This is a genomic window from Hahella sp. KA22 (assembly GCF_004135205.1).
GTDB lineage: Bacteria > Pseudomonadota > Gammaproteobacteria > Pseudomonadales > Oleiphilaceae > Hahella.
Map to the genome: position 1 here is coordinate 1,523,353 of NZ_CP035490.1, position 23,887 is coordinate 1,547,239.

Annotated in this window: 16 protein-coding genes; 11 read left to right on the forward strand and 5 right to left on the reverse strand. The window is 52.1% G+C overall.

Translation table 11 applies throughout. The features are described from left to right. The first annotated feature begins 155 nt into the window (after window positions 1–155). From coaBC to argA, 7 genes are all read left to right on the forward strand, one after another. Window positions 156–1,376, forward strand: a complete 1,221-nt coding sequence (gene coaBC / locus EUZ85_RS06795) for a bifunctional phosphopantothenoylcysteine decarboxylase/phosphopantothenate--cysteine ligase CoaBC (RefSeq protein ID WP_127968587.1) — start codon at window positions 156–158, stop codon at window positions 1,374–1,376. Between the two features lie 16 nt (window positions 1,377–1,392). Beyond that, window positions 1,393–1,851 (forward strand): dUTP diphosphatase, encoded by a 459-nt coding sequence (dut, locus tag EUZ85_RS06800; protein WP_127968588.1) that lies wholly within the window; start codon window positions 1,393–1,395, stop codon window positions 1,849–1,851. Between the two features lie 150 nt (window positions 1,852–2,001). Continuing rightward, window positions 2,002–4,650, forward strand: coding sequence for a phosphomannomutase/phosphoglucomutase (locus tag EUZ85_RS31980; protein WP_127968589.1), 2,649 nt, complete (start codon window positions 2,002–2,004; stop codon window positions 4,648–4,650). Window positions 4,651–4,718: 68 nt separating this feature from the next. Continuing rightward, on the forward strand, window positions 4,719–5,627 hold the full coding sequence (argB, locus tag EUZ85_RS06810) for an acetylglutamate kinase (RefSeq protein WP_011394984.1): 909 nt from the start codon (window positions 4,719–4,721) through the stop codon (window positions 5,625–5,627). Between the two features lie 131 nt (window positions 5,628–5,758). Then, window positions 5,759–7,045, forward strand: coding sequence for a hypothetical protein (locus EUZ85_RS06815; protein ID WP_127968590.1), 1,287 nt, complete (start codon window positions 5,759–5,761; stop codon window positions 7,043–7,045). 56 nt (window positions 7,046–7,101) lie between these two features. After that, window positions 7,102–8,247, forward strand: coding sequence for an acetylornithine deacetylase (argE, locus tag EUZ85_RS06820; RefSeq protein ID WP_127968591.1), 1,146 nt, complete (start codon window positions 7,102–7,104; stop codon window positions 8,245–8,247). 158 nt (window positions 8,248–8,405) lie between these two features. Further along, on the forward strand, window positions 8,406–9,779 hold the full coding sequence (gene argA / locus EUZ85_RS06825) for an amino-acid N-acetyltransferase (protein ID WP_206618008.1): 1,374 nt from the start codon (window positions 8,406–8,408) through the stop codon (window positions 9,777–9,779). A 14-nt stretch (window positions 9,780–9,793) separates the two neighbouring features. Here argA and EUZ85_RS06830 read toward each other — a convergent pair whose 3' ends face one another. Beyond that, window positions 9,794–10,963, reverse strand: a complete 1,170-nt coding sequence (locus EUZ85_RS06830; protein ID WP_127968592.1) for an aminopeptidase — start codon at window positions 10,961–10,963, stop codon at window positions 9,794–9,796. 121 nt (window positions 10,964–11,084) lie between these two features. Here EUZ85_RS06830 and EUZ85_RS06835 point away from each other — a divergent pair, with 121 nt between their 5' ends. Continuing rightward, window positions 11,085–14,966, forward strand: coding sequence for a DUF1631 family protein (locus EUZ85_RS06835; protein ID WP_127968593.1), 3,882 nt, complete (start codon window positions 11,085–11,087; stop codon window positions 14,964–14,966). 65 nt (window positions 14,967–15,031) lie between these two features. Here EUZ85_RS06835 and ntrC read toward each other — a convergent pair whose 3' ends face one another. From ntrC to glnA, 4 genes are all read right to left on the reverse strand, one after another. Further along, a complete protein-coding gene (gene ntrC, locus EUZ85_RS06840; protein ID WP_127968594.1) occupies window positions 15,032–16,468 on the reverse strand; it encodes a nitrogen regulation protein NR(I) in 1,437 nt (478 codons plus the stop codon). Continuing rightward, window positions 16,465–17,544, reverse strand: coding sequence for a nitrogen regulation protein NR(II) (gene glnL / locus EUZ85_RS06845; protein ID WP_127968595.1), 1,080 nt, complete (start codon window positions 17,542–17,544; stop codon window positions 16,465–16,467). The genes ntrC and glnL overlap by 4 nt, the downstream gene beginning before the upstream one ends. A 251-nt stretch (window positions 17,545–17,795) precedes the next feature. Continuing rightward, entirely contained in the window at window positions 17,796–18,323 is a 528-nt protein-coding gene (locus tag EUZ85_RS06850; RefSeq protein WP_127968596.1) for a DUF4124 domain-containing protein, read from the reverse strand. 108 nt (window positions 18,324–18,431) lie between these two features. Further along, on the reverse strand, window positions 18,432–19,838 hold the full coding sequence (gene glnA / locus EUZ85_RS06855; protein ID WP_127968597.1) for a glutamate--ammonia ligase: 1,407 nt from the start codon (window positions 19,836–19,838) through the stop codon (window positions 18,432–18,434). Window positions 19,839–20,292: 454 nt separating this feature from the next. On the opposite strand from glnA, the gene typA reads away from it, so the two are divergent. The 3 genes from typA (at window position 20,293) to dtd (ending at window position 23,703) form a co-directional block, all read left to right on the forward strand. Beyond that, window positions 20,293–22,110 (forward strand): translational GTPase TypA, encoded by a 1,818-nt coding sequence (gene typA / locus EUZ85_RS06860; protein ID WP_127968598.1) that lies wholly within the window; start codon window positions 20,293–20,295, stop codon window positions 22,108–22,110. A 99-nt stretch (window positions 22,111–22,209) separates the two neighbouring features. Further along, window positions 22,210–23,169 (forward strand): prolyl aminopeptidase, encoded by a 960-nt coding sequence (gene pip, locus EUZ85_RS06865; protein WP_127968599.1) that lies wholly within the window; start codon window positions 22,210–22,212, stop codon window positions 23,167–23,169. 93 nt (window positions 23,170–23,262) lie between these two features. Next, window positions 23,263–23,703 carry a D-aminoacyl-tRNA deacylase gene (gene dtd / locus EUZ85_RS06870; protein ID WP_127968600.1) on the forward strand — a complete coding sequence of 147 codons (441 nt, stop codon included), beginning with the start codon at window positions 23,263–23,265 and terminating at the stop codon, window positions 23,701–23,703. Window positions 23,704–23,887 lie beyond the last annotated feature (184 nt).

The following is a 23,887-nucleotide window of genomic DNA, read 5'->3' on the forward strand; positions in this document are numbered from 1 at the left end:
CCCTTTACTGATTAGTTCATCCATTAATTAAATACATCTTTGCTTGATATGCTGCGGCAATCAAAACGGCCGCTATTATATACAAATGCGATGAAAAAAAACGGACTGGTGCTATCGTAGCCCCAGTCGAAACGGGGACAGAGTGAAGTAACGCGATGCTTACCGGCAGAAAAATTTTACTGGCGATCACTGGTGGAATCGCCGCCTATAAATGCGCTGAACTGACTCGATTGTTGGTAAAAAGCGGCGCTGAAATACAAGTCCTGATGACGTCAGGCGCAAAAGCGTTTATCACCCCGTTAACCTTCCAGGCGCTATCCGGCAGACCCGTTAGAGACAGTCTTTTGGACCCCGAAGCTGAAATGGGGATGGGGCATATCGAATTGGCCCGCTGGGCGGATTTAATTATCGTTGCGCCTGCATCCGCGGATGCTATCGCCCGAATCGCGGGTGGTTTGGCGGATGATTTGCTCACGACTGTGCTGCTGGCCAGTGAAGCGCCGTTGGCGGTGGCTCCTGCGATGAATCAAGCCATGTGGCGCAACCCAATGACTCAGGCGAATGTGCAAAAACTGGTCTCGCTGCGGCCTCGTACTTTTATATGGGGGCCTGATGCAGGTGAGCAAGCCTGTGGGGATTTGGGGCCCGGGCGGATGTTGGAGCCGGCTGCTATGCTTGCTTTGACGGACGCGTATTTCGCTTCGGGAGATCAGCTCAGGAACTGTAATGTCGTGATTACTGCGGGACCGACCCGTGAACGTATTGACCCCGTGCGTTACATCAGTAACGACAGCTCAGGGAAAATGGGGTACGCCCTGGCGGAGGCTGCGGCTGGAATGGGGGCGCAGGTCACATTGATTTCCGGTCCGGTTGCTTTGTCTAAGCCTGGCGGAGTGAAGGTCGTTAATGTGGAAGGCGCTTTAGACATGCATACGGAGGCCTTGGCGGCAGTGCAGGCAGGCGCGAATATATTTATTTCCGCGGCGGCGGTCGCGGATTATCGGCCTGTAACAACGGCCGATCAAAAAATGAAAAAGTCCGCTGAGCAGTTACAGATTACATTGACGCGCAACCCTGACATTCTGGCGGATGTCGCCGCGTTGCAAGACGCTCCATTTACGGTTGGCTTTGCTGCGGAAACTCAGAAAGTGGAGGAGTACGCGCGCGGCAAGTTGGAGCGTAAAAATATCAATCTGATCGTCGCGAATGATGTTTCTCGCAAAGACATCGGTTTTAACAGTGACGATAACGAAGTTTCCCTTATCAGCCGGGATGAGGTGATTCCAATAGCTAAACAATCCAAGCAGGCGCTGGCGGGACAATTAATGTCTCATATCGCCCAGCAATATCGAAAAACACTATCTACTGATAATTGAATTTGGTCTGAGTTTCATGAAACAAGCATTACTTGTGAAGGTTCTGGATAAACGTCTGGGCAAAGAAATCCCACTACCCGCATACGCAACCGACGGCTCCGCTGGTCTGGATCTGCGCGCCTGTCTGGCGGAACCTGTTACGCTTCAACCCGGGGAGACTACGCTTATACCAACAGGAATGGCGATTCATCTTTCTGACCCCGGATTGGCGGCTATGTTACTGCCCCGCTCAGGTCTGGGACACAAGCATGGAATCGTCCTGGGGAATCTGGTTGGCCTGATTGACTCGGACTATCAAGGCGAGGTCATGGTCTCATGTTGGAACAGAGGGAATGAGGCGTTCACCATTAATATTGGCGAACGTATAGCGCAAATGGTTATCGTGCCTGTGGTGCAGGTTGGCTTTGAGATTGTTGAAGACTTCGACGATAGCTCACGTGGCGCAGGTGGTTTTGGCTCAACGGGAACTAAATAAGCATTTGCTTGTTTTGATAACCGCCGCAACTAAGCGGCGTAGGCCGAGTTGCAGTAAATGTGTATTCTTTACATGACGTTAGCCTCAGTAAGCCAAGGGCGTGCTGAGGCCATGTGGCGAAATGAGAATAAAAGGTAAATTGGCTTATCAATGAAACCGATGAAAAAGAAGCAGGCGGAGACTAACGGCAAAGCGAACGGTAACGGCGCCAAGAAACCCAAGCCGGCACCAGCGAACAATAGCAAACAGACGGAAACCAAAGGGCTTGCCGGTCCGGGGCTTTTTGTCGGATTGAGCGCAGCCTTGGCGGCGGTTTGCGTCGTCATCACTGCTTTTGTATTAAAAACCACGGTATTGCAGCCTTTGGTGGATGAAGTCAATGCCGCGACCCAGAAGAGTAATCTGGATGCGGCGGTATCCGTCATTAATAACCGCCTGAAGTTTATCGAAGATCAGGTCGCAGTCTTGGCGGGCAGTGTGGACGCCGCCAGATTTGTGGATGATCAGGTGCGTGCTCAAGTTACTGGTATCGCCACTAAGACTTTGCCTGCCGCAGTGCGGGCGGTCGCGTTTCAGAAGGGAAGAGGCGTGCGCGACACGGAAGCTCCGGTGCCGGTGAGTTTCGCCAGCCTGGATATGGTGCGTAATGTAGAACAAGGCAAGGCGGTGCGCCTGGAAGCCTTCGTATCTAACGAAAAATGGTTTATTCAAGTCGTAAAGCCGGTGCAAACAGATTCCAACGTGATTGTGGGCACTGTTTTAGTGATGTTCAGCACGGAGATTCTTGAGCCGACTTGGCGCCAGACTGGCGGTGGAAAGTATCAGCTGTTGCAGTCCGTTGGCGGACAGCAACGCGTGGTGATAGAACATGGTCAAGGCTCTGGCGACAAGCTTGTGGGCGGCACGGCGCTGCCGCAATGGCAGGTGGCGTATTACCCTAATGAGTCCGCCCGCTTTTCATATAGCGACCAGATGTTGTGGATCGTCGCGCTCGCTATTGCTTTGTTAGCAGCGGGATTGGCGTCCGCGCCGGTGTTTTTGCTGACGAAAAAGGTGCGCAAGGATATTTCCGCGGTCACTGCATTTGGCCAAGCCTGCATTATGGGAGAAAAGCCGAGTTCGCCTAAGATCACTTTGCTTGCTTTCCACTCTATGGTCGTATTGCTGGACCAGGCGCGTCAGACTGTTGTGAAGCGCTCAATCCCCACTAAATCCAAAGCCACTGCTGACTCAGGGGCGGAAGCGGCTCCGGCCAAGAAAGCGCCTCAGCCTGCGAAAGAGGAGGCTGCGCCGCTGTTTCAAAATGATGATGCACTGGATATCAGCATGCTGGGAGAGGACGACGACCTGCTGGGTTTGCACGATGACGAACCTGCCTCCGACTTTGGCGAGGGCGCGTCAATGGAGGTTAATGAATCCCAGGTTGTGAATGTTTCCGATACCATCTTCCGGGCCTACGATATTCGTGGAGTAGTGGGCGACACCCTGGACGCCAAAGTGGTGTATGAGATTGGACGAGCGCTGGGCTCTGAAGCGCGTCAGAAAAATGTAACGGACATGTGTCTGGGCTATGACGGCCGTGAATCCAGCCCAGCCCTGGCGAAGGCGCTGGCGCAAGGGATCATGGCGACCGGCGTTAATGTCATTAATGTGGGGCTGGTGCCCACACCAGTGCTTTATTTTGCTGCGCATCATACGCAAACGCTCTCTGGCGCGATGGTGACTGGCAGCCATAATCCCGCTGAATATAATGGCGTTAAGATGATGTTGGCGGGAGATACTCTGGCGCAGGCGGAGATCCAGAAACTGCTGCAGCGGATTCGTACGCAGAACTTTATTAAAGGGCAGGGCGAGCTGAGAAATCAGGATATCCGCCAAAATTATATCGACGCCATTGTTAATGACATTGCTGTCGCGGCGCCGCTTAAAGTGGTGCTGGATGCAGGCAACGGCGTTGCTGGCGATATCGCGCCTAAGCTGATTGAAGAACTGGGCTGCGAAGTAACGCCACTGTTCTGTGAAGTGGATGGCAACTTCCCGAATCACCATCCAGATCCAGGTAAGCCGGAGAACCTGCAGGCGCTTATCGCCAAGGTGAAGGAAGTGGGCGCTGATATCGGTGTGGCCTTTGATGGCGATGGCGACCGTATAGGCGTTGTTACTGCGCAAGGTAAGATCATCTGGCCGGATCGTCTGTTGATGTTGTTCGCCAAGGATGTCGTTTCTCGTAATCCCGGCGCAGATGTTATTTTCGACGTGAAATGCAGCCGCCGACTGAACTCCCTCATTTCCAGTTATGGCGGCCGTCCGATCATGTGGCGGACCGGGCACTCGCTGATCAAGGCCAAGATGAAAGAGACGGGCGCACTGCTGGCAGGCGAGATGAGCGGCCATATTTTCTTCAAGGAGCGCTGGTTCGGTTTTGACGATGGTATATACAGCGCTGCTCGTCTGTTGGAAATTCTTGGTATCGATGAGCGCAACGCAGACGCTGTGTTTGACGAGTTCCCGGAAGATGTTTCCACGCCGGAAATCAATGTTGCGGTCAGCGACAGCAGCAAGTTTATGGTCATGGAAAAACTCTCTCAAAATGCATCCTGGGGCGACGGTAACGTATCCAGTATTGATGGCGTGAGAGTTGAGTACGCGGATGGCTGGGGCTTGTGCAGAGCTTCCAATACCACGCCAGTGCTGGTGCTGCGCTTTGAAGCGGAGAGTCAGGAAGCAATGGCGCGCATTCAAAAGGTTTTCCGCGACCAGTTGTTGGCCGTGGACCCTTCTTTGTCGATTCCTTTTTAAATCACAGCGGGTCCGGGATTGGGCTCGCTGAAACTGTGCATTGAGATTCGCAGGAGACTAACGGAATTATGCTTGATCGAGATAACGCCCTCCAGGTTGCGGCGGTATTGAGCAAAGCGCTGCCTTACATACAGCGCTTTGCGGGGAAAACCATTGTGATCAAATACGGCGGCAACGCCATGACGGACGAAGAGTTGAAAAACAGCTTCGCCCGAGATGTGGTCATGATGAAACTGGTAGGGATCAACCCTATCGTAGTGCATGGCGGCGGTCCGCAGATTGGCGATTTGCTGCAGCGCCTTAATATCAAATCCAGTTTCATCAACGGGCTGCGTGTCACGGACAGTGAAACTATGGATGTGGTGGAAATGGTGCTGGGCGGTTCGGTTAACAAAGACATCGTCGCCCTGATCAACCGCAATGGCGGTAAAGCTATCGGTTTGACTGGCAAAGACGCCAACTTCATTACTGCGCGCAAACTGGAAGTAACCCGCGCCACGCCTGACATGCAAAAACCGGAGATCATCGATATTGGTCATGTCGGGGAAGTAACGGGCGTACGCAAAGATATCATCACCATGCTCACTGACAGCGATTGCATCCCTGTTATTGCGCCCATTGGCGTCGGGCAGGATGGCGCGTCCTACAATATCAACGCCGATCTGGTCGCAGGTAAAGTCGCTGAAGTGCTGCAGGCGGAAAAGCTGATGCTGCTTACCAACATCGCCGGCCTGATGAATAAAGAAGGCAAGGTGTTGACTGGTCTTAGCACAAAGCAAGTCGACGAACTGATCGCTGATGGCACTATCCACGGCGGAATGCTGCCCAAGATCGAATGCGCCCTGTCAGCGGTGAAAAATGGCGTGCATAGCGCTCATATCATCGATGGCCGGGTCCCTCACGCTACGCTATTGGAAATCTTTACCGATGAAGGCGTAGGCACCTTGATAACCCGCAAAGGCTGCGACGACGCCTGATCTGGCGCCTAACCGCAGAAAAGCCTTCAGGCTGAGGCCCGGTTCACACCGGGCCTGTTTGTTTTTGCGGACTAGGCTGCTTTAATTAAGTCGCGCGTTGATTAGTAAGCAAATATTCGGATGCTGACCTCATGAAGAAATTTATAGTCACTACTTTTTTAGTTGTATTAGGGGCCTATGGGGCGTTCAAAGGATTGGTCTGGTATCAGACGGATCAGGCTATCGCCAAATTTAAAGAAGCGACGGCGCTTCATATGGCGGTGGATTACGGCTGGATCAGCTCCAACCTGGAAGGCGAGATTATCATCAAAGACATCAAGCTTACGCCTTTCCAGTTGCGGGAGACGATTCCCATTCAGGAAATTAGTCTGAAGTTTCCATCAGTATTCGCCATGCTGGATTATTACTCACCGTTAAATCGGCGTTCTCCGCACAGCCCAAATGCTAGTGCGCCAGATGCTTTTGAAATTACGGTGACTAATGCAAACTTCCCAACGGTTGATACTTGGGAAAACTATAAATCTCCGGAAGACGGCTCGCATAATTTCAACGATCTTTTGGCGATCAATTGTGGTGACGTAGAAGAGATTGAGTTTAAAGAGTTAAGAGAGCTGGGTTATGACCGTTTAAGAGTCGATGCATCCTGGGGATATCGCAATGAACCAGTATCTGCGAATAGTAGTATTTTCTTTAATATTGATATCCAGGGAATGAATAACATTCAAGGACAGATTGACTTCGATGGGGCTTTATCTATGCCTTCTAGTGAAGGCGGTAAATTTCCACGGGTGAAATATCTTTCTTATGTGCATCAGGATGCGTCTTTCAATAAACGCCTAAGTTCATTTTGTACCCGAAAGACGGGAGACTCTCCAGCGCAATTTATACAAGGTAGCGTTGATAAGACGGTTCAGCGGATGGCGGAAGCCGGCATTACTTTAAACCAAGACTTGATTGGAGCATACGCTGATTACTTGAAAGACGGCAGGGTGTTTGAGGTTATTGTGAACCCCGTTGATGAGCTGGACTACAGCTTGCTGGCCTTCATGGACATGAGCTCCATCGTGGATGCGCTGGGGCTGCAACTCCGAATGAATCAGGTCATGATCCCGGATTTAAGCGCAACTATTGATCAGACCAAGTTGAAGGCGTTTTTGTCGCCGCCGCCTGTGGTAGTGGAGGCTCCCAAACCGCCGCCGCCCAAGGTTGAAAAGGCTTATCGTCAAGTCGAAGTGGAAGAGCTTGATGCATATGTCGGGTATCCCGTCAGGCTGAAGGAAAATTCCGGTAAGTTAATCGAAGGCAGTATCGAAAAAGTGCTGGAATACCAGATAGATGTAGCTGTGCCATTGCAGACGGGATCGGTGAGCTTTCATATCAAGAAGCGCGATATTGCAGAGATTAAGGTATATAAATAGCCATAATGCGGCCGCCTGAAGGGGCCGTTATTAACATTCAAGCCTGAGGAGTGCGCATGCCCGAACTGCCTAAGCTGGAAACCATGATTCGCGAGTTAGTCGCCATTCCATCTGTGAGCAGCACATTGCCGCGATGGGATCAAAGTAACCGCCCTGTGGTGGAGCGATTGGCGCAATGGTGCGAAACCCTGGGGATGGATGTGGCGGTGTTGCCAGTGAACGAAGCTGGCGATAAATGGAATTTAGTCGCCAAGGCTGGGCAGGGCGAAGGTGGTTTAGTGTTGGCGGGACATACGGATACAGTGCCCTATGACGACGGCGCCTGGAATAGCGATCCGTTCAAGCTGAGTGAAAGGGACGGCAAGTGGTATGGCTTGGGCGTTTGCGATATGAAAGGCTTTTTCGCTCTGGCGTTAGCGGCCTTGACGCCAGCCCTGCCATATCTACGCAAGCCGGTGACATTGATCGCTACTGCGGATGAAGAAAGCTCAATGGATGGCGCGCGCCGGCTCATGCAGACGGCCAAAAATTACGGCGATTATGTGGTCATCGGTGAGCCAACCGGTATGCGGCCCATTCGGCAGCATAAAGGCATTTTGATGGACGCCATCAAAGTGGAGGGTCGTTCTGGCCATTCGTCGCAGCCAGCGTTGGGGCGCAACGCGCTGGAGGCGATGACGGATGTGATGATCAGTTTGAGGGATCTGCGCACTTCCTGGATAGAGCAATACAGCAATCCTGGCTTTGAGGTCCCTTATCCAACCTTAAATCTGGGATGTATCCATGGCGGCGATAATCCCAACCGCATCTGCAAAAGCTGCGAACTGCAATACGACGTGCGCTTGATGCCGGGCATGCCCATGGAGACGGTGCGCGAAAGTATTCGCAGCCGATTACGTGGCATCGCGGAAAAGCATGAAGTGGATATTCAGTTACGCCCCCTGTTTGACGGCGTAGACAGTTTCCAGGAGCCTGAAGACAGTCGTTTGGTTCGTATTTGCGAAGAGCTGACAGGCAAAGCCTCCGGAACCGTAGCGTTTGCGACGGAAGCCCCGTTTTTCAAGCAGTTAGGGGCGGAAACGGTTGTCCTGGGTCCCGGAGATATTGATCAGGCGCACCAGCCTGATGAATACGTGTCTCTGGATCGAATTCCCCCTATGATGAAACTGCTGGAAGAGCTTATACGACGTCTGTGTCTATAGTGCTCTGAATAAGTTATTTCCCCGGACTTTTCAAATCTGCAAATTGCCTTATGCTAAGCGGCAGTCGCTCCTGCTGGCGAGTATGTAAGGCTTCAGTATGAGCGTATGGTTGGATTAACCCCTGGGATACGCCCAGGAAAGAATTGAGACTGGCGACTATGAATGAATTAGATCAGGAAAAACCTCTCTCCCTCGGCGCGCAACCCGGCGGCGCTGTGCAACGCGATCCAGCGCAGCAGGTTTACTGGTTCCGACATTCATCGCCTTATATCAATGCTTATCGTGGTCGAACCGTCGTTATTCTTCTCACTGGCGAAGCGTTGGCGCACGCTGGCATCAACACAATTGTGCAGGATATCTCGCTGCTAAACAGTCTGGGCCTGCGTTTGGTTGTGGCTTTCGGCGCACGGCCGCAGATCGAGGCCAGGATACAGGAGGCTGATCTACAATCCCGCCACCATCATGGCGTGCGCGTTACTGATGGCGAGGCATTGCCATGCGTGTGTGAAGCGGTTGGGCGTTTGCGCACGGAGTTGGAGGCCAAGCTGTCCATGGGGCTGGTGAACTCTCCCATGCATGGCGCCGCGTTGCAGGTGATCAGCGGCAACTTTGTCATCGCTAAACCTGTGGGCGTTGTGGATGGGGTTGATCACTGTCATACGGGGTTTGTGCGTAAAGTCCAGGCGGAGCCCATTCACAAGCTGTTGGCGATGGGGCAGATTGTCCTGTTGCCTACCTTGGGATATTCGCCGACCGGAGAAGTCTTTAATCTCTCTTGTGAAGATGTAGCGGCTTCCGCAGCAGTGGCTTTGAAGGCGGATAAGCTGATCGTCTTTGGCCCTAAGCGCGGACTAACTGGGCCGGATGGCGGCGTTCTGCGTGATTTGTCAGTGAATGATGCATTGCAGCATTTGCAGAATTTATCCTCCGACACAGAAGAGTATCGGCAACTTTCTTCAGTTTGTCGCGCGCTACAAAACGGCGTGCGGCGAGCGCACCTGATCAGCTATGCGGAAGACGGCGCCTTACTGCAAGAGATGTTTACACGTGATGGCGTAGGCAGCTTAATCACCGATGATTCCTATGATGAGATTCGTCCTGCGACCATTGACGATGTCGGCGGCATATTGGCGTTGATCCGGCCTTTGGAAGAGCAGGGCATATTGGTAAGACGGTCTCGCGAGCTGTTGGAGCAGGAAATTGGCAACTTTATCGTTGATGATCGCGACGGCGCTATCATTGGCTGCGCGGCCCTTTATCAGTTTGAAGATGAGCGCTGCGTGGAGCTGGCCTGTGTCGCGGTCAGAAACAGCTATCGCAAGCAGGGGCGCGGAGATCAACTGCTGGCCTACGCTGAGCGTCGCGCTAAATCCGCCAATATGAGCAAACTCTTTGTTCTGACCACGCAAACAGCCCACTGGTTTATCGAACGGGGCTTTCAGTTGGGGCAGGTAGCGGATTTGCCGGTGAAAAAGCAAAGTATGTATAACCTGCAACGCAACTCGAAGGTGTTTGTGAAAAATCTGGACTAAGCGCTCGCTGTCCTCTATTTATCTGTCTCGCTCTCATATGAACTGGCCACGCTTGGCTGCGCCAGTTCATTCAGTTTTCTTAATACCTCCATGCGTTCCTCTTTACTCAGGTCCATCAAGGATTCCGACCACTGATAAAATGCATTGAGGTCGCCCAGCTCGCGGATTTTGTAACGCAACCCTGGCGTCCATTGGTGGTAATTGGCGACAGTCAGTAACTTGGCGTTGTTGATGGGCGCGTTGAACCAGCGTTCATAGCCTGAAGATATCTTGCGTTGTTGCGCCAGCTCTGTGTATCGGGTGCGTAATGTCTCAATGATTTCCGTTTTGCGGGCGCGTTTGTTTTCTGCAGAGATATCTTCTTCATAAAGCGCTTCCAGTTCACCAATAGTTTGCTTCACCAAGGCGACAAACTGTTCCCGACTCTGGGCGCGTTCAGCGTAGCGCGCGTTAATGGCGTCAGCAGAATAGGCGCTGAGCAGTGGCGGAGTATTCTGAGAGAGCGCGCCGGAAGTGTATTGGATATATCTCTGCACTCCTTCCTGCTCGACGGCGGTCGCCCAGCTCTCATTAAAGGCGGTGTCTCCCTTTATATACAACCTGCGATGCGCCAGTTCATGGAAAAGCAACCCAGCTAAGTCCACTGGGTCATACCATATAAATGTGTTCAGGACCGGGTCGTCGAACCAGCCCAAGGTTGAGTAAGCCGGGACTCCGCCTACATGAGTGTCGAATGCTTCACTCGCCAATGCTTCCGCGGCCTCATGGGCGGGCTGCTCGGCAAAGTAACCCTGGTAGGCGACGCAGCCTGCGATGGGATAACACCAGGTTTTACTGCGCATAGAAAACTCAGGCGCGGCAAAAACGTTCCAAACGACATAGGGGCGCTCAAGATCAGCATATTCGCTATACGCTTCCTCAACAGGCAGGTGTAAGGAGTTGGCGGCGAATTCTCTGACCTGGATGACATATTCAAGCCGCTCCCGGAGATTGGCGGGCGTCGCGTCTTCTTGCACGACCTCTTCAATAGGACGCTTTTTCTGCAGAATCTCCCACTGGCCCTGAATCGCCTGCAGCATAAAGCCCGTAGATTGACAACCTCCCAGAACCAGCAACCCCATTAGTAACAGAGGTAAAAGTTTTATAACTGGAGATAAAGGAAAGGTTTTTTTTAGTAAAGCCATCGGCGAACTCTTTCTCCAAAAATTTATTGGCTGTCTATACTGGTAATAGCGCTCTGATGCGGGCGGAGCGATAACGGCGACCGGCGCCTTCTTAGTTAATTAACTTAACCTATAGAAACCCATGTCGGAAATCAGTGGCAGAGAACAGGAGCGGCGTGCGAGTCAACGACGCCCCATTCAGTTGAGCGCATCTCTCGACTTTAAGGGGCTGAGCGGCCTGTCATGCACAATTGCGGATTTCTGCCCGGAAGGCGTTTATGTCACGTATCCCGCTGAGACGGCTCAACGCCTCAAGCATAGCGGCTTTACCGCCGGTCAGCGCGTACAAGTGAGTTTTATCGATCCTTTCGTGAATCGCAACCATACGCTGAAGGTGAATGTGGTAAGAGCCATCGACGGCGCGATGGGGGGAAGCTTCGCGGAAGGTAATATGGCGGCGGTGACCGCCCTGCTGCGTATATGTGGCGCTGAAAACATTGGGCCTGGGGCTCCCAAGAGCTCCACGGATTCCGCTTCGCTGTTGATGAGGCAGTGCGAGCGGGTTATTCACCAACATTTGACGCCCCTGTTCGATACCTATCTGCGCGCCTTGCCGAAAAGTTTCGACGAGGCCATCAATACTGCGCCTACGGATAACCAACGTTCTCAACTTGCCGACGCCGCAATTGCCCTGGCGAAGCAGAATGAAATCTTTTCCAGCCAGTTTTTCAAACATCTTGGTCAAGCGCTGACGCCCCGAGCGGAGAGCGCCTTTAAAAAAGAAGAAGAGCGCACGGATTTATCATTAATAGATAAGTCCGAGTTTGAAGACTGGCTCACATTGAAAGTCATGGTCACAAAAGCGGAAACCACGTACCGAGCTGTTCTGGTGCAGTTGAAGATGCGCCTGGACGCCGCCGGAGTGGTTTGCCACAAGGGATATAACAACGCAGTGGGGCCGCCGCTTTTATGTTACGCCTTGCGTGACACCTTGATTCAACTGCATTTACCCCTGCCGGCGGAACGCTTGTGCCTGAGAGTGTTTGAGCGCACTGTGCTGGCTGAACTCGGGCCTGTATATGCGGAACTTAATGACCTCCTGGTTCGGCGGGGGGTGCTGCCCAATCTCGATTTGTCGAAATACTTAAGCACTCCAGAGGGCGAACAGAAGGCGGCGGAAGAGGAAATCGCAAAGAAACCGCCAGCCGAGAGCACACAAGACTCGTTCAGTGCGGAGGATAAAGAGCGCGCTGAGCAATTGCGTCAAAAATTGATGGGCTCAAACCAGGAGGAATCCAAACAGCCTGCCAAGCCAGTCACTAGCCCAGCCGCAGCGCCTCCGCCGGCAGGAGCGCAGGGCGAAAGGGATATGCACGGCTACTTGGCGGACGCGGAAACCAGCTTCGCTGCGGTGAACAAGCTGTTTGAAATTCTGGAAAGCAATCGCGCCTTGCTGAAGCAAAAAGAACAGCAAGCGCCCCCATTTCCAAAAACATCCGAAGCGCCTCAGTTTCGCAATGAAGAAATATTGTTCAACCTGCAGTCGGTACAACAGGCTCCGCCTGGGGAGGGCGTGAGTCTTGAAGAGACAGGGCTGCGTGAACGCTTGTTCAGTGTGCTGCAGGAAAATGAAGCAGGTTTGAAATCTTTTGGGACGGAGCAGGACAAAGCGCTGGATGTGGTGGATCGATTTTTCGCCAGTCTTTTGAAAAACCAGAAGCTTAGTGGAATCGCCAAGATGCAAATCAAGGGGCTGGAGCTGCCGGTTTTGCGCTTGCTGATGCGCAATCCTGATTTCCTTGAGCAGCATGAAAATACCGCGCATAAGGTCATTAACCGTATTGCGCAGATCGGCGTCAAAGGTGGGCGGAGCAGTCAATCGGCCCTGGAGCGCATCAATACGCTCATTCATCGTATACAGGTGGATCACGAACGAGATCCGGGGGTATTTGATGAAGCGCTGGCGGAACTGGATGAATTGCTGGAGCGGCAGAATTTACTCTATCGGCGGAATGTGGAAAGAGTCACCGCCGCGGCGGAAGGACAGCAGAAAGTCGAGGAAGCCAAGCAAGCGGTGATTGACGAAATAGAGCAACGCATCGCTGGCAAGAAGGTGCCTCGTGCGGTAGCGACGCTGCTGAATGGCGGCTGGCGGGATTTGCTGTCGCTAACCTATATTCGGCAAGGCCCCTCCAGTCAGGCTTGGCATGACTATTTGAGCGTTTTGGATACACTGATCCATGTCGGCGACGACCCTGGTTTCGAATTCAACTTGCCGGAACTCCTGCGGATTATTCAGGACGGCCTCTCTGCCATTTCCTCCAATCACATGCCATCAGGACATATCCGTGACGAGCTTAAACGCTTCCTTGTGCGTAGTGTGGAAGCTGAACCTGAAATGGTGACCATGCCGGATAATCGGGAAGAAAGCAGCGATCCCGGCGTGCAATTGTTGGGCGAAGCCAGGCAAAGGGGTCTGCAGCGCTGGCTGATGCGGGCGCAAAAACTGAAAGTCGGCGATTGGCTGAGACTGGAGCGAGACGAGAAGGAGGCCGAGTTTATACGTCTGGTCTGGGTTGGCCGTAGCTTTTCCCGTTATGTTTTCGTGAACCACCAGGGGATGAAGGTGATTGACCTGGACGCGCTTACGCTGGCCGCCTATTTACAAAAAGGCATCGCCGCGCCGGACGAGTCGGTGGATACCCCAGTGGTGGATCAAGGTCTGGACGCTATGGTTCAGGATCTTTATGAGCAGCTCAGCCACGCGTCCTCACATGATGAGCTGACGGGGCTGATCCAGCGTAAGGAGTTTGAGCGGCAGGCGTTGGTGAAACTTTCCCAGTCCAGTGATGGCGATAAGTTTGTCGGGTTGCTGGTCAGTCTTGGGCAGTTCCGCCTGATCAACGAATCCGCGGGTATTGAGGCCGGCGATCAAGCGTTAAAGGATATCGCCGGCTTATTGAAGTCGCTCTTTACGCCAAAGACGTTGGTATGCCGGTTTGGCGGCGACGAATTCATGTTGCTGGTGGAAGGCGAGGCTACTGTGGCGGTGGAGAAAATCACCACAGCGCTGCGCCAGTATCAGCTACAGTGGGAAAGCAACGTCTTCTCTGTCTCCGCGAGTATCGGTTACGTCGAGGTCAGTGGCGGCGTGCTGGATGTGCCTCATATGATGCAGGCTGTTGAGGAAGCCGCTCGTCGCGCCAAGAGCAAAGGCGGCAATCGCGTTGAAGAGTTTGATGTCGATCAGGCCCTGATCGCCAGGCGAGACGCAATTGCCTCAAAAGTTGCGAGCCTGGGTAAAGAACTGGAGAACGAGCGGGTACTGCTGCGTTGTCAGAAAATCATACCGCTGCACCCCGCCGCCAAGATGGGCGCCCAGTACGAGATACTGCTCAGTATATATGACGACAATGGTAACCTGATTCCGGCCGGAGACTTTGTTCGCGCAGCGGAAACCTACAAGCGGATGCAGGCGGTGGATCGCTGGGTGGTTGGACATATGCTGGACTGGATGCCGAGGAATCGACAGCAGATTGAAACGATGGGCGGGGTCAGCATTAACCTCTCCGGTCACTCTCTGAATGATGAGGGATTATTGGAGTTTATCTTTGAGCGGTTGACCAAATACGACTGCCCTATGGACAAAATGTGCTTCGAAATCACGGAAGCGGCGGCGATCTCGAATCTCTGCGATGTCTCTGAATTTATCGTGGAGCTGCAGGAATATGGCTGCCGTTTTTGCCTGGGTGATTTCGGTACGGCCATGGCCTCCTATCAGTACCTCAAGCAGTTGCCCGTGGACCTGATCAAGGTGGATGGCTCTTTTATTAAAGACGTGGCGACAGACCAAAATGATCAGACGATGGTTCGTTCCATGACGGAAATGGCGCACTACTTGGGACGTGAAATTATCGCTCCGCAGGTAGAAACCAAAGAGTCATTGGAAATGCTGCAAAAGCTGGGCGTTGATTATGTGCAAGGCTTCTATATAGAGCGGCCGAAATCGCTGGCGAATATCTAGCAGAACGCAGGAGCAGGGGCGCGATGGCCCCTGATGTTTCGTCTTTGCCGATACTTGTGAGTGACTTAGTCGTCGTCTTCGCTCTCGTCATGGCCCGCCATTCCGAGTTCTTTGATTTTTCTGGTTAGGGTGTTACGTCCCCAGCCAAGTAACAGCGCCGCGTCGCGTTTTCTTCCTGCCGTTTGCTTTAATGCGCTTTCTATCATGATGCGCTCAAAAGTGGGCACTGCGGTATCAAGCAGTCCGCTTTTGCCTTTCTTCAGCTCCTGTTCGGCCCAGGTGCGCAGTGACTCCTGCCAATCCTGGGTTGGGCTGCGGTGGTTGGATTGTTCCTGCAGCTCCGGGGGGAGGTCGGAAACGTGGATTTCCCGGCCAGACGCCATCACCGTGAGCCAGCGACAGGTATTTTCCAACTGTCTGACGTTACCAGGCCACGCTAGCGAACACATGTACTCTTCCGCCTCGGTTTTCAGCACCTTGGGCTCGACATTCAGCTCTTCCGCTGCTTTTTTCAGGAAATGCCCGGCGAGTTTGGGGATATCTTCCCGGCGCTCGCTCAGCTTGGGCAGATGCACTCGAATGACGTTCAGGCGGTGAAAAAGGTCTTCCCGAAAGCGTCCCTCCTGCACCAGCTTTTCCAGGTTTTGATGCGTGGCGGCGATAATGCGCACGTCCACTTTGATGGGGGTGGCGCCGCCGACCCGATAGAATTCGCTGTCTGCTAGCACACGCAGTAGGCGCGTCTGGGTATCCGGCGGCATGTCTCCGATCTCATCCAGAAAGAGCGCGCCGCCGTTGGCCTGCTCGAAGCGTCCCTGCCGCTGTCCGCCAGCTCCGGTAAAAGAGCCTTTTTCATGACCGAACAACTCAGATTCGATCAGATCCTTGGGGATCGCCGCCATGTTGAGAGCGATAAAAGGTTTGCCGGCTCTGGGGCTGTGTTGATGCAACGCGCGCGCAACCAGCTCTTTACCGGTGCCGGATTCGCCGTTGATTAACACTGTGATATTGCTGTGCGAAAGCCTGCCAATGGCTCTGAATACTTCCTGCATGGCGGGGGCTTCGCCGATGATTTCCGTGTCCTGGCTTAAGGAGCTTCCCTCTGGAGCGTGGCTGGTGGCCATCTGTTCCTGCGCATGAGCCACGGCGCGTTTAACCAGAGAGACGGCGTCGTCCACATCAAAAGGCTTGGGGAGGTATTCGAAAGCGCCGCTTTGATAGGAAGATACTGCGCTATCCAGGTCCGAATGCGCGGTCATGATAATGACAGGCAGGTGCGGGTAGCTGGTGTGAATCTGTCCCAGCAGACTTAGTCCGTCAATGCCAGGCATACGAATGTCGCTGATAATCGCATCCGGTTGCTCCCGCTCCAGGCGATGCAGTACGCCGTCTCCAGATTCAAATGACCGGGTATTCAGATGCGCCTGCTCCAGGGCTTTTTCTAAGACCCATCGAATTGAACGATCATCATCAATGATCCATACGTTGGGTGATGCGCTCATGATAGTGGCTCCAGTGGAATAAATATGATGAAGTTCGTACTGCCGGGCTGGCTTTCACACTCAACCAGCCCTTTATGTTGTCCGATTATGCTTTGTGTTATGGAAAGCCCCAGACCCGTCCCCTGAGCGCGACCACTCACCATTGGGTAGAAAATGTTATTCAGGAATTCGGATGGGATACCGGGGCCGTTGTCGATGACGTCTACTCTTACCACCAGACGATGTCGCGTATGACCGATCGTGAACTGCCTGAGAGGGCGTGTGCGTAATAATATTTGTGGGCCGCCAGACCCGGGAGGCGTGTAGTCCTCAAAGGCTTGCATGGCGTTGCGACATATATTGAGGAAGGCTTGAATCAGCTGCTCCTTGTCGCCAGCGAATTCGGGGATGCTGGGATCGTAATCACGAATAAGCTTTATCTTGCCGGCGCTTTCTACTTCGATGAGGCTGTATACCCGTTCAAGCACTTCATGGATATTGGTCGGCTCCTGTTTAAAGCTGCGATTGGGGCCAAGCATACGGTCAACCAGATTGCGCAGCCTGTCCGCCTCATCGATGATGATGCGGGTGTAGTCATGCAGACCTTCTTCCTTTAGTTCTTTGTCCAAAAGCTGCGCCGCCCCACGGATGCCGCCTAAAGGATTTTTGATTTCATGGGCGAGCCCGCGAATCAATATGCGGGAGGTCTCCTGCTTGGAGAGTAGCTCTTCCTCCCGACTGATGCGTAAAAGCCGATCACGAGGTTGAATCTCCATGATGACGTAGACATCATTGACGATATGCACGGGAGAGACTGTGTAATCAACCAGAAGACGGCTCCCGGAGGGCAATAGAAACTCCGCCTCTCTTTGGGTGTAGGTCTGGCCTGTGCGCAGGCACTCTTCCAGTCCGGTCAACGTGGAGCTGCCTTCTATTAATAAATCCTTGATGGTGGCCCCATGGGCTCTTTGCTCACTGGTTTCCAGCAACACTTCGGCGGATGAATTACTGAATGCAATCCGCTGCTGGGGGTCAATGACCAGCACGGAAGTGGTCAGATTTTCGAGTAAGCGAGTCTGAAAAACGATGGGTAGCATAATGTTGACCTATTTTTGCATTGTGAATGCAATATCCAAACCAGAACTGCGGTAAAGCGGTGCGAATTACCGGGTTCTCTGCACAGGCGTGGGGCGGATAGCCCAAATGTGAGCTGTGCCCTTAGGAAGCGCTCCAGAAGCGGGCTTGGGCGGAACGTAAGTCTGCGGCGATGTGCGTGATCATGGCGCGTCATGCACAAAGTGGATGCGCTATATTTTGATTATGCGCTATTTTGGTGCGTTGTGTCGGATTAGTTTTTAACGCTAGGACGATGAATGGTGAACTGCACTGGCGTCGCGCTCTGAACAACCCCTGAATTGTCAATGACATCAAGAGAAACGGAATGAGTTCCCCGATTGACGCCTTTCAGTTCTAGGAAGTTATCCTTGGTTGTTCCCACTGGGGCTCCGTCAAGTGATACACGGTAGCTGTGATTGGGGTAGAGGGTGGGATCTGATGTGAATAAGACTGTCAGGTCGCCATTGCCGGAATGAAAAGCGCTGTCATTGCTGGGAAATGTAATGTTCAGCGTTGCGTAATAGCTTGACGGTGCGGGCTCTGGCTCATCACCGCTGCTAAGCGGAGTATTCGACATCTTCGGCATGGTTATCGTTGCGGTTGGGCCGACCTCGACTTTCTCCGCCCCCTCTCTCTCCTGGTCTGAATATTCCACGTTGCCTTGTGCGTCGACCCAGCGATAGATTTCAGCGCAAACCAGACCTGAGTAAGAAGAAAAAAGCGCAGAAGAAAGAAGGATATAAGCGAACCGAGATTTCATAACTTCAACCCAATTGACCAATTACTTGAACTGTAGCAGAAGCGGAACCAAAAAAAACCCCGCAGAGCGCGGGGTTTTCGAGTCTGTCGTAGTTAACTACGCAGCGGATTATACAGAGTAGTACATCTCGAATTCGACCGGGTGAGTAGTCATGTCCAGACGCTCTACCTCTTTACGCTTCAACTCAATATAAGCTTCGATCATGTCTTTAGTGAACACGTCGCCTTTAGTCAGGAACTCGAAGTCTTTTTCTGCGTAATCCAGAGCCTGTGATAAAGAGCTACAAACAGTTGGGATGTTCATGGCTTCTTCTTTTGGCAGATCGTACAGATCCTTGTCCATCGCGTCGCCAGGGTGGATCTTGTTCTGGATGCCGTCCAGGCCAGCCATCAACATGGCCGCGAACGCCAGGTAAGGGTTGGCGGATGGGTCTGGGAAGCGAACTTCGATCCGGCGCGCTTTCGGGTTGGTCACGAAAGGAATACGGATGGACGCAGAACGGTTACGTGCAGAGTAAGCCAGCATAACCGGCGCTTCAAAACCAGGAACCAGACGCTTATATGCGTTGGTGGAAGGGTTGGTGAAAGCGTTCAGTACGCGAGCGTGCTTGATGATGCCGCCGATATAGTACAAAGCCGTGTCGCTCAGGCCTGCATAGCCGTCGCCGGAGAAGATGTTTTTGCCGTCTTTGGACAGGGACTGGTGACAGTGCATGCCAGAACCGTTATCGCCAACCAAAGGCTTGGGCATAAAGGTTGCGGTCTTGCCGTAAGCATGCGCTACGTTGTGTACGCAGTACTTCAGAATTTGCACTTCGTCCGCTTTACGGGTCAGGGTATTGGCGCCAACGCCGATTTCACACTGACCTGCGGTGCCTACTTCGTGGTGGTGTACTTCGATGGTCAAGCCCATGGATTCCATCGCTGCGCACATCGCGCCGCGCAGGTCATGCAGAGAGTCGACCGGAGGTACAGGGAAGTAGCCGCCTTTTACGCCGGGACGGTGACCAACGTTGTTTTTCTCGAAGTCGTCGCCAGATACCCAGGCGGCTTCTTCAGAGTAGATTTCGTACATGGCGCCGTTGATGTCGGACTTCCATTTTACGCTGTCGAAAATGAAGAACTCAGGCTCTGGTCCGAACAGTACAGTGTCCGCAATGCCTGTGGACTTCAGGTACTCTTCCGCGCGCTGGGCGATAGAGCGTGGGTCGCGATTGTAACCCTGCATGGTGGTGGGTTCGATGATGTTACAAGTCAGGTTCAGAGTAGTTTCTTCTGTGAACGGGTCAATGACCGCTGTTTCATCGTCCGCCAGCAGGATCATGTCTGATTCGTTGATGCCTTTCCAACCAGCGATGGAGGAACCGTCAAACATTTTGCCTTCTTGAAAGAATTCCGGAGAGATTTCGCTAGCAGGGATAGTCACGTGCTGCTCTTTACCCTTGGTGTCGGTAAAGCGCATGTCAACCCATTTAACTTCGTGCTCTTTAATAAGATTCAGAGTTTTCTCTGACATTCCAGTTACTCCGTAAGATTTTATTTATGTTGAGGTGAAACCGAAACACTGCAGTAGTGTATCCTCGCCACCATGAAACAGACCCGTGGAGGGGAGAGCGTTCCGGGAAGTCTAACGAGCGCAAAAATACTATCACGCCTCATGGTCAGTTGCTTCTGGTTTTCCTGATTAGCAATTTATTTGCCAATAGATTTTTGACTTGTAACAAGTTGTTTTTAAAAGGGTTTGAAAAAACCATTTGGAATGGCTCGATTAAGTTCTTCATGGTGGCGCACCAGATTGGTGCGCGAAAATGAGCTCTCGGGCGCTTTTGGTGCGTCGTGCACCATTTTGGTATCAGGCTAAGGATAGATAAATTTTCGGGAGGGTGTATAAAGATGTATAAAAAAGATTCAGGCGTCAGCTATAATGTCGCGCCCTCAGCCCATGACTGTTTATTTTGCAGGTGTTTTTTGTGATCGAGAAATTAAGAAATATTGCTATTATTGCCCACGTTGACCACGGTAAAACCACACTGGTCGACAAACTCCTTCAGCAGTCGGGCACCTTAGGCCGCAAGGACATGGACGCTGAACGCGTTATGGACTCCAATGATCAGGAACGTGAACGCGGCATTACTATATTGGCGAAAAATACCGCCATCAAGTGGAATGATTACCGAATTAATATCGTAGACACACCTGGACACGCTGACTTCGGCGGCGAAGTTGAACGTGTTTTGTCTATGGTTGACTCTGTCCTCTTGCTCGTCGATGCAGTTGATGGCCCGATGCCACAAACTCGTTTCGTTACTCAAAAAGCCTTTGCTCGTGGGCTGAAGCCTATTGTTGTCGTCAATAAAGTGGATCGCCCTGGCGCTCGCCCTGATTGGGTCGTCGGTGAAGTGATGGATCTTTTTGACCGCCTGGGCGCGACAGAAGAGCAGCTGGATTTCCCTGTTATTTACGCTTCTGCGTTGAATGGCATCGCAGGGCTTGAGCCAGATGCGTTGCAACAAGACATGACGCCTCTGTTTGAAATGGTAGTTGATAAGGTGCCTGCGCCGTCTGTCGATGTTAATGGTCCCTTCCAAATGCAGATCAGCGCCCTCGATTACAACAGCTACGTTGGCGTAATCGGAATCGGACGCGTTTCGCGCGGTAAAGTAAAAACCAATACGCCCGTTGTCGTGGTTGATCGTGATGGCGGCAAACGTAATGGTCGTGTATTGACAGTAATGGGCTATCACGGCCTGCAGCGTGTGGATGTGCCTGAAGCGGAAGCTGGGGACATTATCTGTATTACAGGTCTGGATGAGCTGAATATCTCCGATACGTTATGTAGCCCTGAGCGCCCAGAAGCGCTGCCAGCGTTGATCGTGGACGAGCCGACAGTCAGCATGACATTTCAGGTTAACGACTCTCCATTCGCTGGTAAAGAAGGCAAGTACGTCACCAGTAGAAATATCAAAGAGCGTCTGGAGAAAGAGTTGCTGTACAACGTAGCGTTGCGTGTAGAGCAAGGCGATACTCCTGACAAATTCATCGTATCCGGTCGCGGCGAGTTGCACTTGTCCGTATTGATCGAAACCATGCGTCGCGAAGGCTTTGAATTAGGCGTTTCCCGTCCAGAAGTTATCGTGAGAGAAATTGACGGGCAGAAAGTTGAGCCTTACGAGCAGGTTATCATCGATGTGGAAGATGAACACCAGGGATCGATCATGGAGGTAATGGGCCTGCGCCGTGGTGAGCTGGTTAACATGATTCCAGATGGCAAAGGACGCACGCGTCTAGAATTTGTTGTGCCTTCTCGCGGCTTGATCGGCTTCCGTTCTCAGTTCCTCACCATGACCTCAGGCACAGGCATCCTGACCCATATCTTCGATCATTATGGTCCTGTGAAAGAAGGCGTGAACGTTGAGCGTAACAATGGCGTTCTTATCTCCAACGTGGCGGGTAAAGTATTGGCGTACGCGCTATTCAACCTGCAGGATCGCGGTCGTCTGTTCGTAGACCCCAATATCGAAGTCTACGAAGGCATGATTATCGGTTTACATAGCAGAGATAACGATTTGGTTGTTAATCCAACCAAAGCCAAGCAGCTGACCAATATTCGCGCAGCTGGTACGGACGAAAATATTCTGCTGACTCCGCCAATTCGTTTCTCTCTGGAGCAGGCGTTAGAGTTTGTTGAAGACGATGAACTGGTTGAGGTGACGCCCAGCAATATCAGGATTCGCAAGAAGTTGCTGAAGGAGCATGAGCGTAAGCGCGCTGACCGTGCTAAGGACTAAAATCCAAAAGTAGTTGGATAAAGTGATCTAGAAAGTTTTCGGCTTTTCCGCAGAGTGCTATAGTTCTTTCGAGTTAAAGGACAATGCTGGAAAAGCCGAATGCTCACCTTATACCCAGAACTAAAGCCTCATAAAGAACACTTCCTTCCTGTAGATAATCTTCACACAATTTATATTGAGGAGTCCGGCAATAAAGACGGGCTGCCAGTATTGTTTGTGCATGACGGGCCAGGATACGGCTCAGACCCATTCTGCCGACGCCTGCTGGACTCTGAGCGCTTCCGCATCATCATGATCGACCAGAGAGGCTGTGGTAAATCTACGCCATTGGCGGAGACTGCTCATAACCGTCCAGATATTCTTATCCAGGATATTGAGCGGGTTAGACAGCACCTGGGCATCGATAAATGGATGTTGATTGGAATGGGGTGGGGTGGCTTCCTGTCGCAACAATATGCCGGCGCCCACCCCGAGGCTGTATTAGGAGTGGTGATTTCGGGGTTCTTTGTCGCTGATGAGGCGGGCATCTCATGGGTGCTAGTGGAAGGGGCGCCCAAAATGTTTCCTGATACTTGGCATGAAGTAATGAAGGATTGTCCGCGGGAAAACTTTGCGGAAGTGCTTAGCTATTTCTCAAAGTATCTGAATGGATCGAATGAGTTGCTTCAGATACAGGCCGCAAAACAGTGGGCCGCATGGGTGGCGAAAATCTCCACCCTGCATCCCTGTCAGGACTTGGTGGATAGACTGACTCACCCTCATCAGGCTATTGCCTTGGCGAAATTAGGCTGCAAGTTCTACCAGGAGCTGACCGATAGACCGGCAAGCTCAGACTCTCACTTCAAAGACATCCCGGGCATCATTGTTCATGGCCGCTATGACGCCATCTCTCCATTGGCGAGAGCGTTTGATTTGCACCAAAACTGGGCGGGAAGCGACTTGTATATCATTCGAGACGCTGGCCATTCAGTGAGAGATCCTGCAATGGTTGATGCGTTGATCAAATCTATCGGCGCTATGGCGGATAGAATTGGTGGCGTATCAAAACTTAATGGCTAGTCCTATTGACAGTTAAGTAATAGGCAGTTTTAATGCCGCAAATGTTTAAAAAGGCTGTAACAGTTCTTTAAGAATTAAGCGCGAGCGTAATAAATGATCGGATTGATTCAACGCGTTGCGCATGCTTCCGTGAAAGTGGGCGGAGAGATAACTGGCTCAATCAGCGAAGGTATTCTCGTTTTGTTGGCGATTGAGCCAAATGATAGCGAGCGTTTGGCGGAAAGACTGTTAGATCGTATTGTAGGCTACCGAATTTTTGCTGATGAAAATGGCAAAATGAATCTAAGCCTTAAAGATATAGGCGGGGAATTATTGGTCGTATCGCAGTTCACGTTGGCGGCCGATACAAAAAAAGGAATGAGGCCAAGTTTTTCTTCAGCAGCTTCGCCTGAATTAGGCGAGAGGCTTTACGACTACTTTGTAGATAAGGCTTCAAAAGCAGTACGTAATGTTCAGACCGGGCGGTTTGGTGCGGACATGGAGGTAACGCTGGCCAATGTTGGACCAACAACGTTTTCGTTGCGTGTAGAGTAAAGCAGTATTGAAATTTAAAGGGTTTATGCTTGAGGGCCCGCTCTGCAAAACCGAGAGACTGTGGGTTTGTTGAGTTTCGGAAATCCACTATGGGATGCATGGCCCAATAATATATTTCCTTTGTTATAGTACTGGTGCGCTTTTATGTACGTATTTTTAGGTAAAGAAAGTTGCATGAATATTG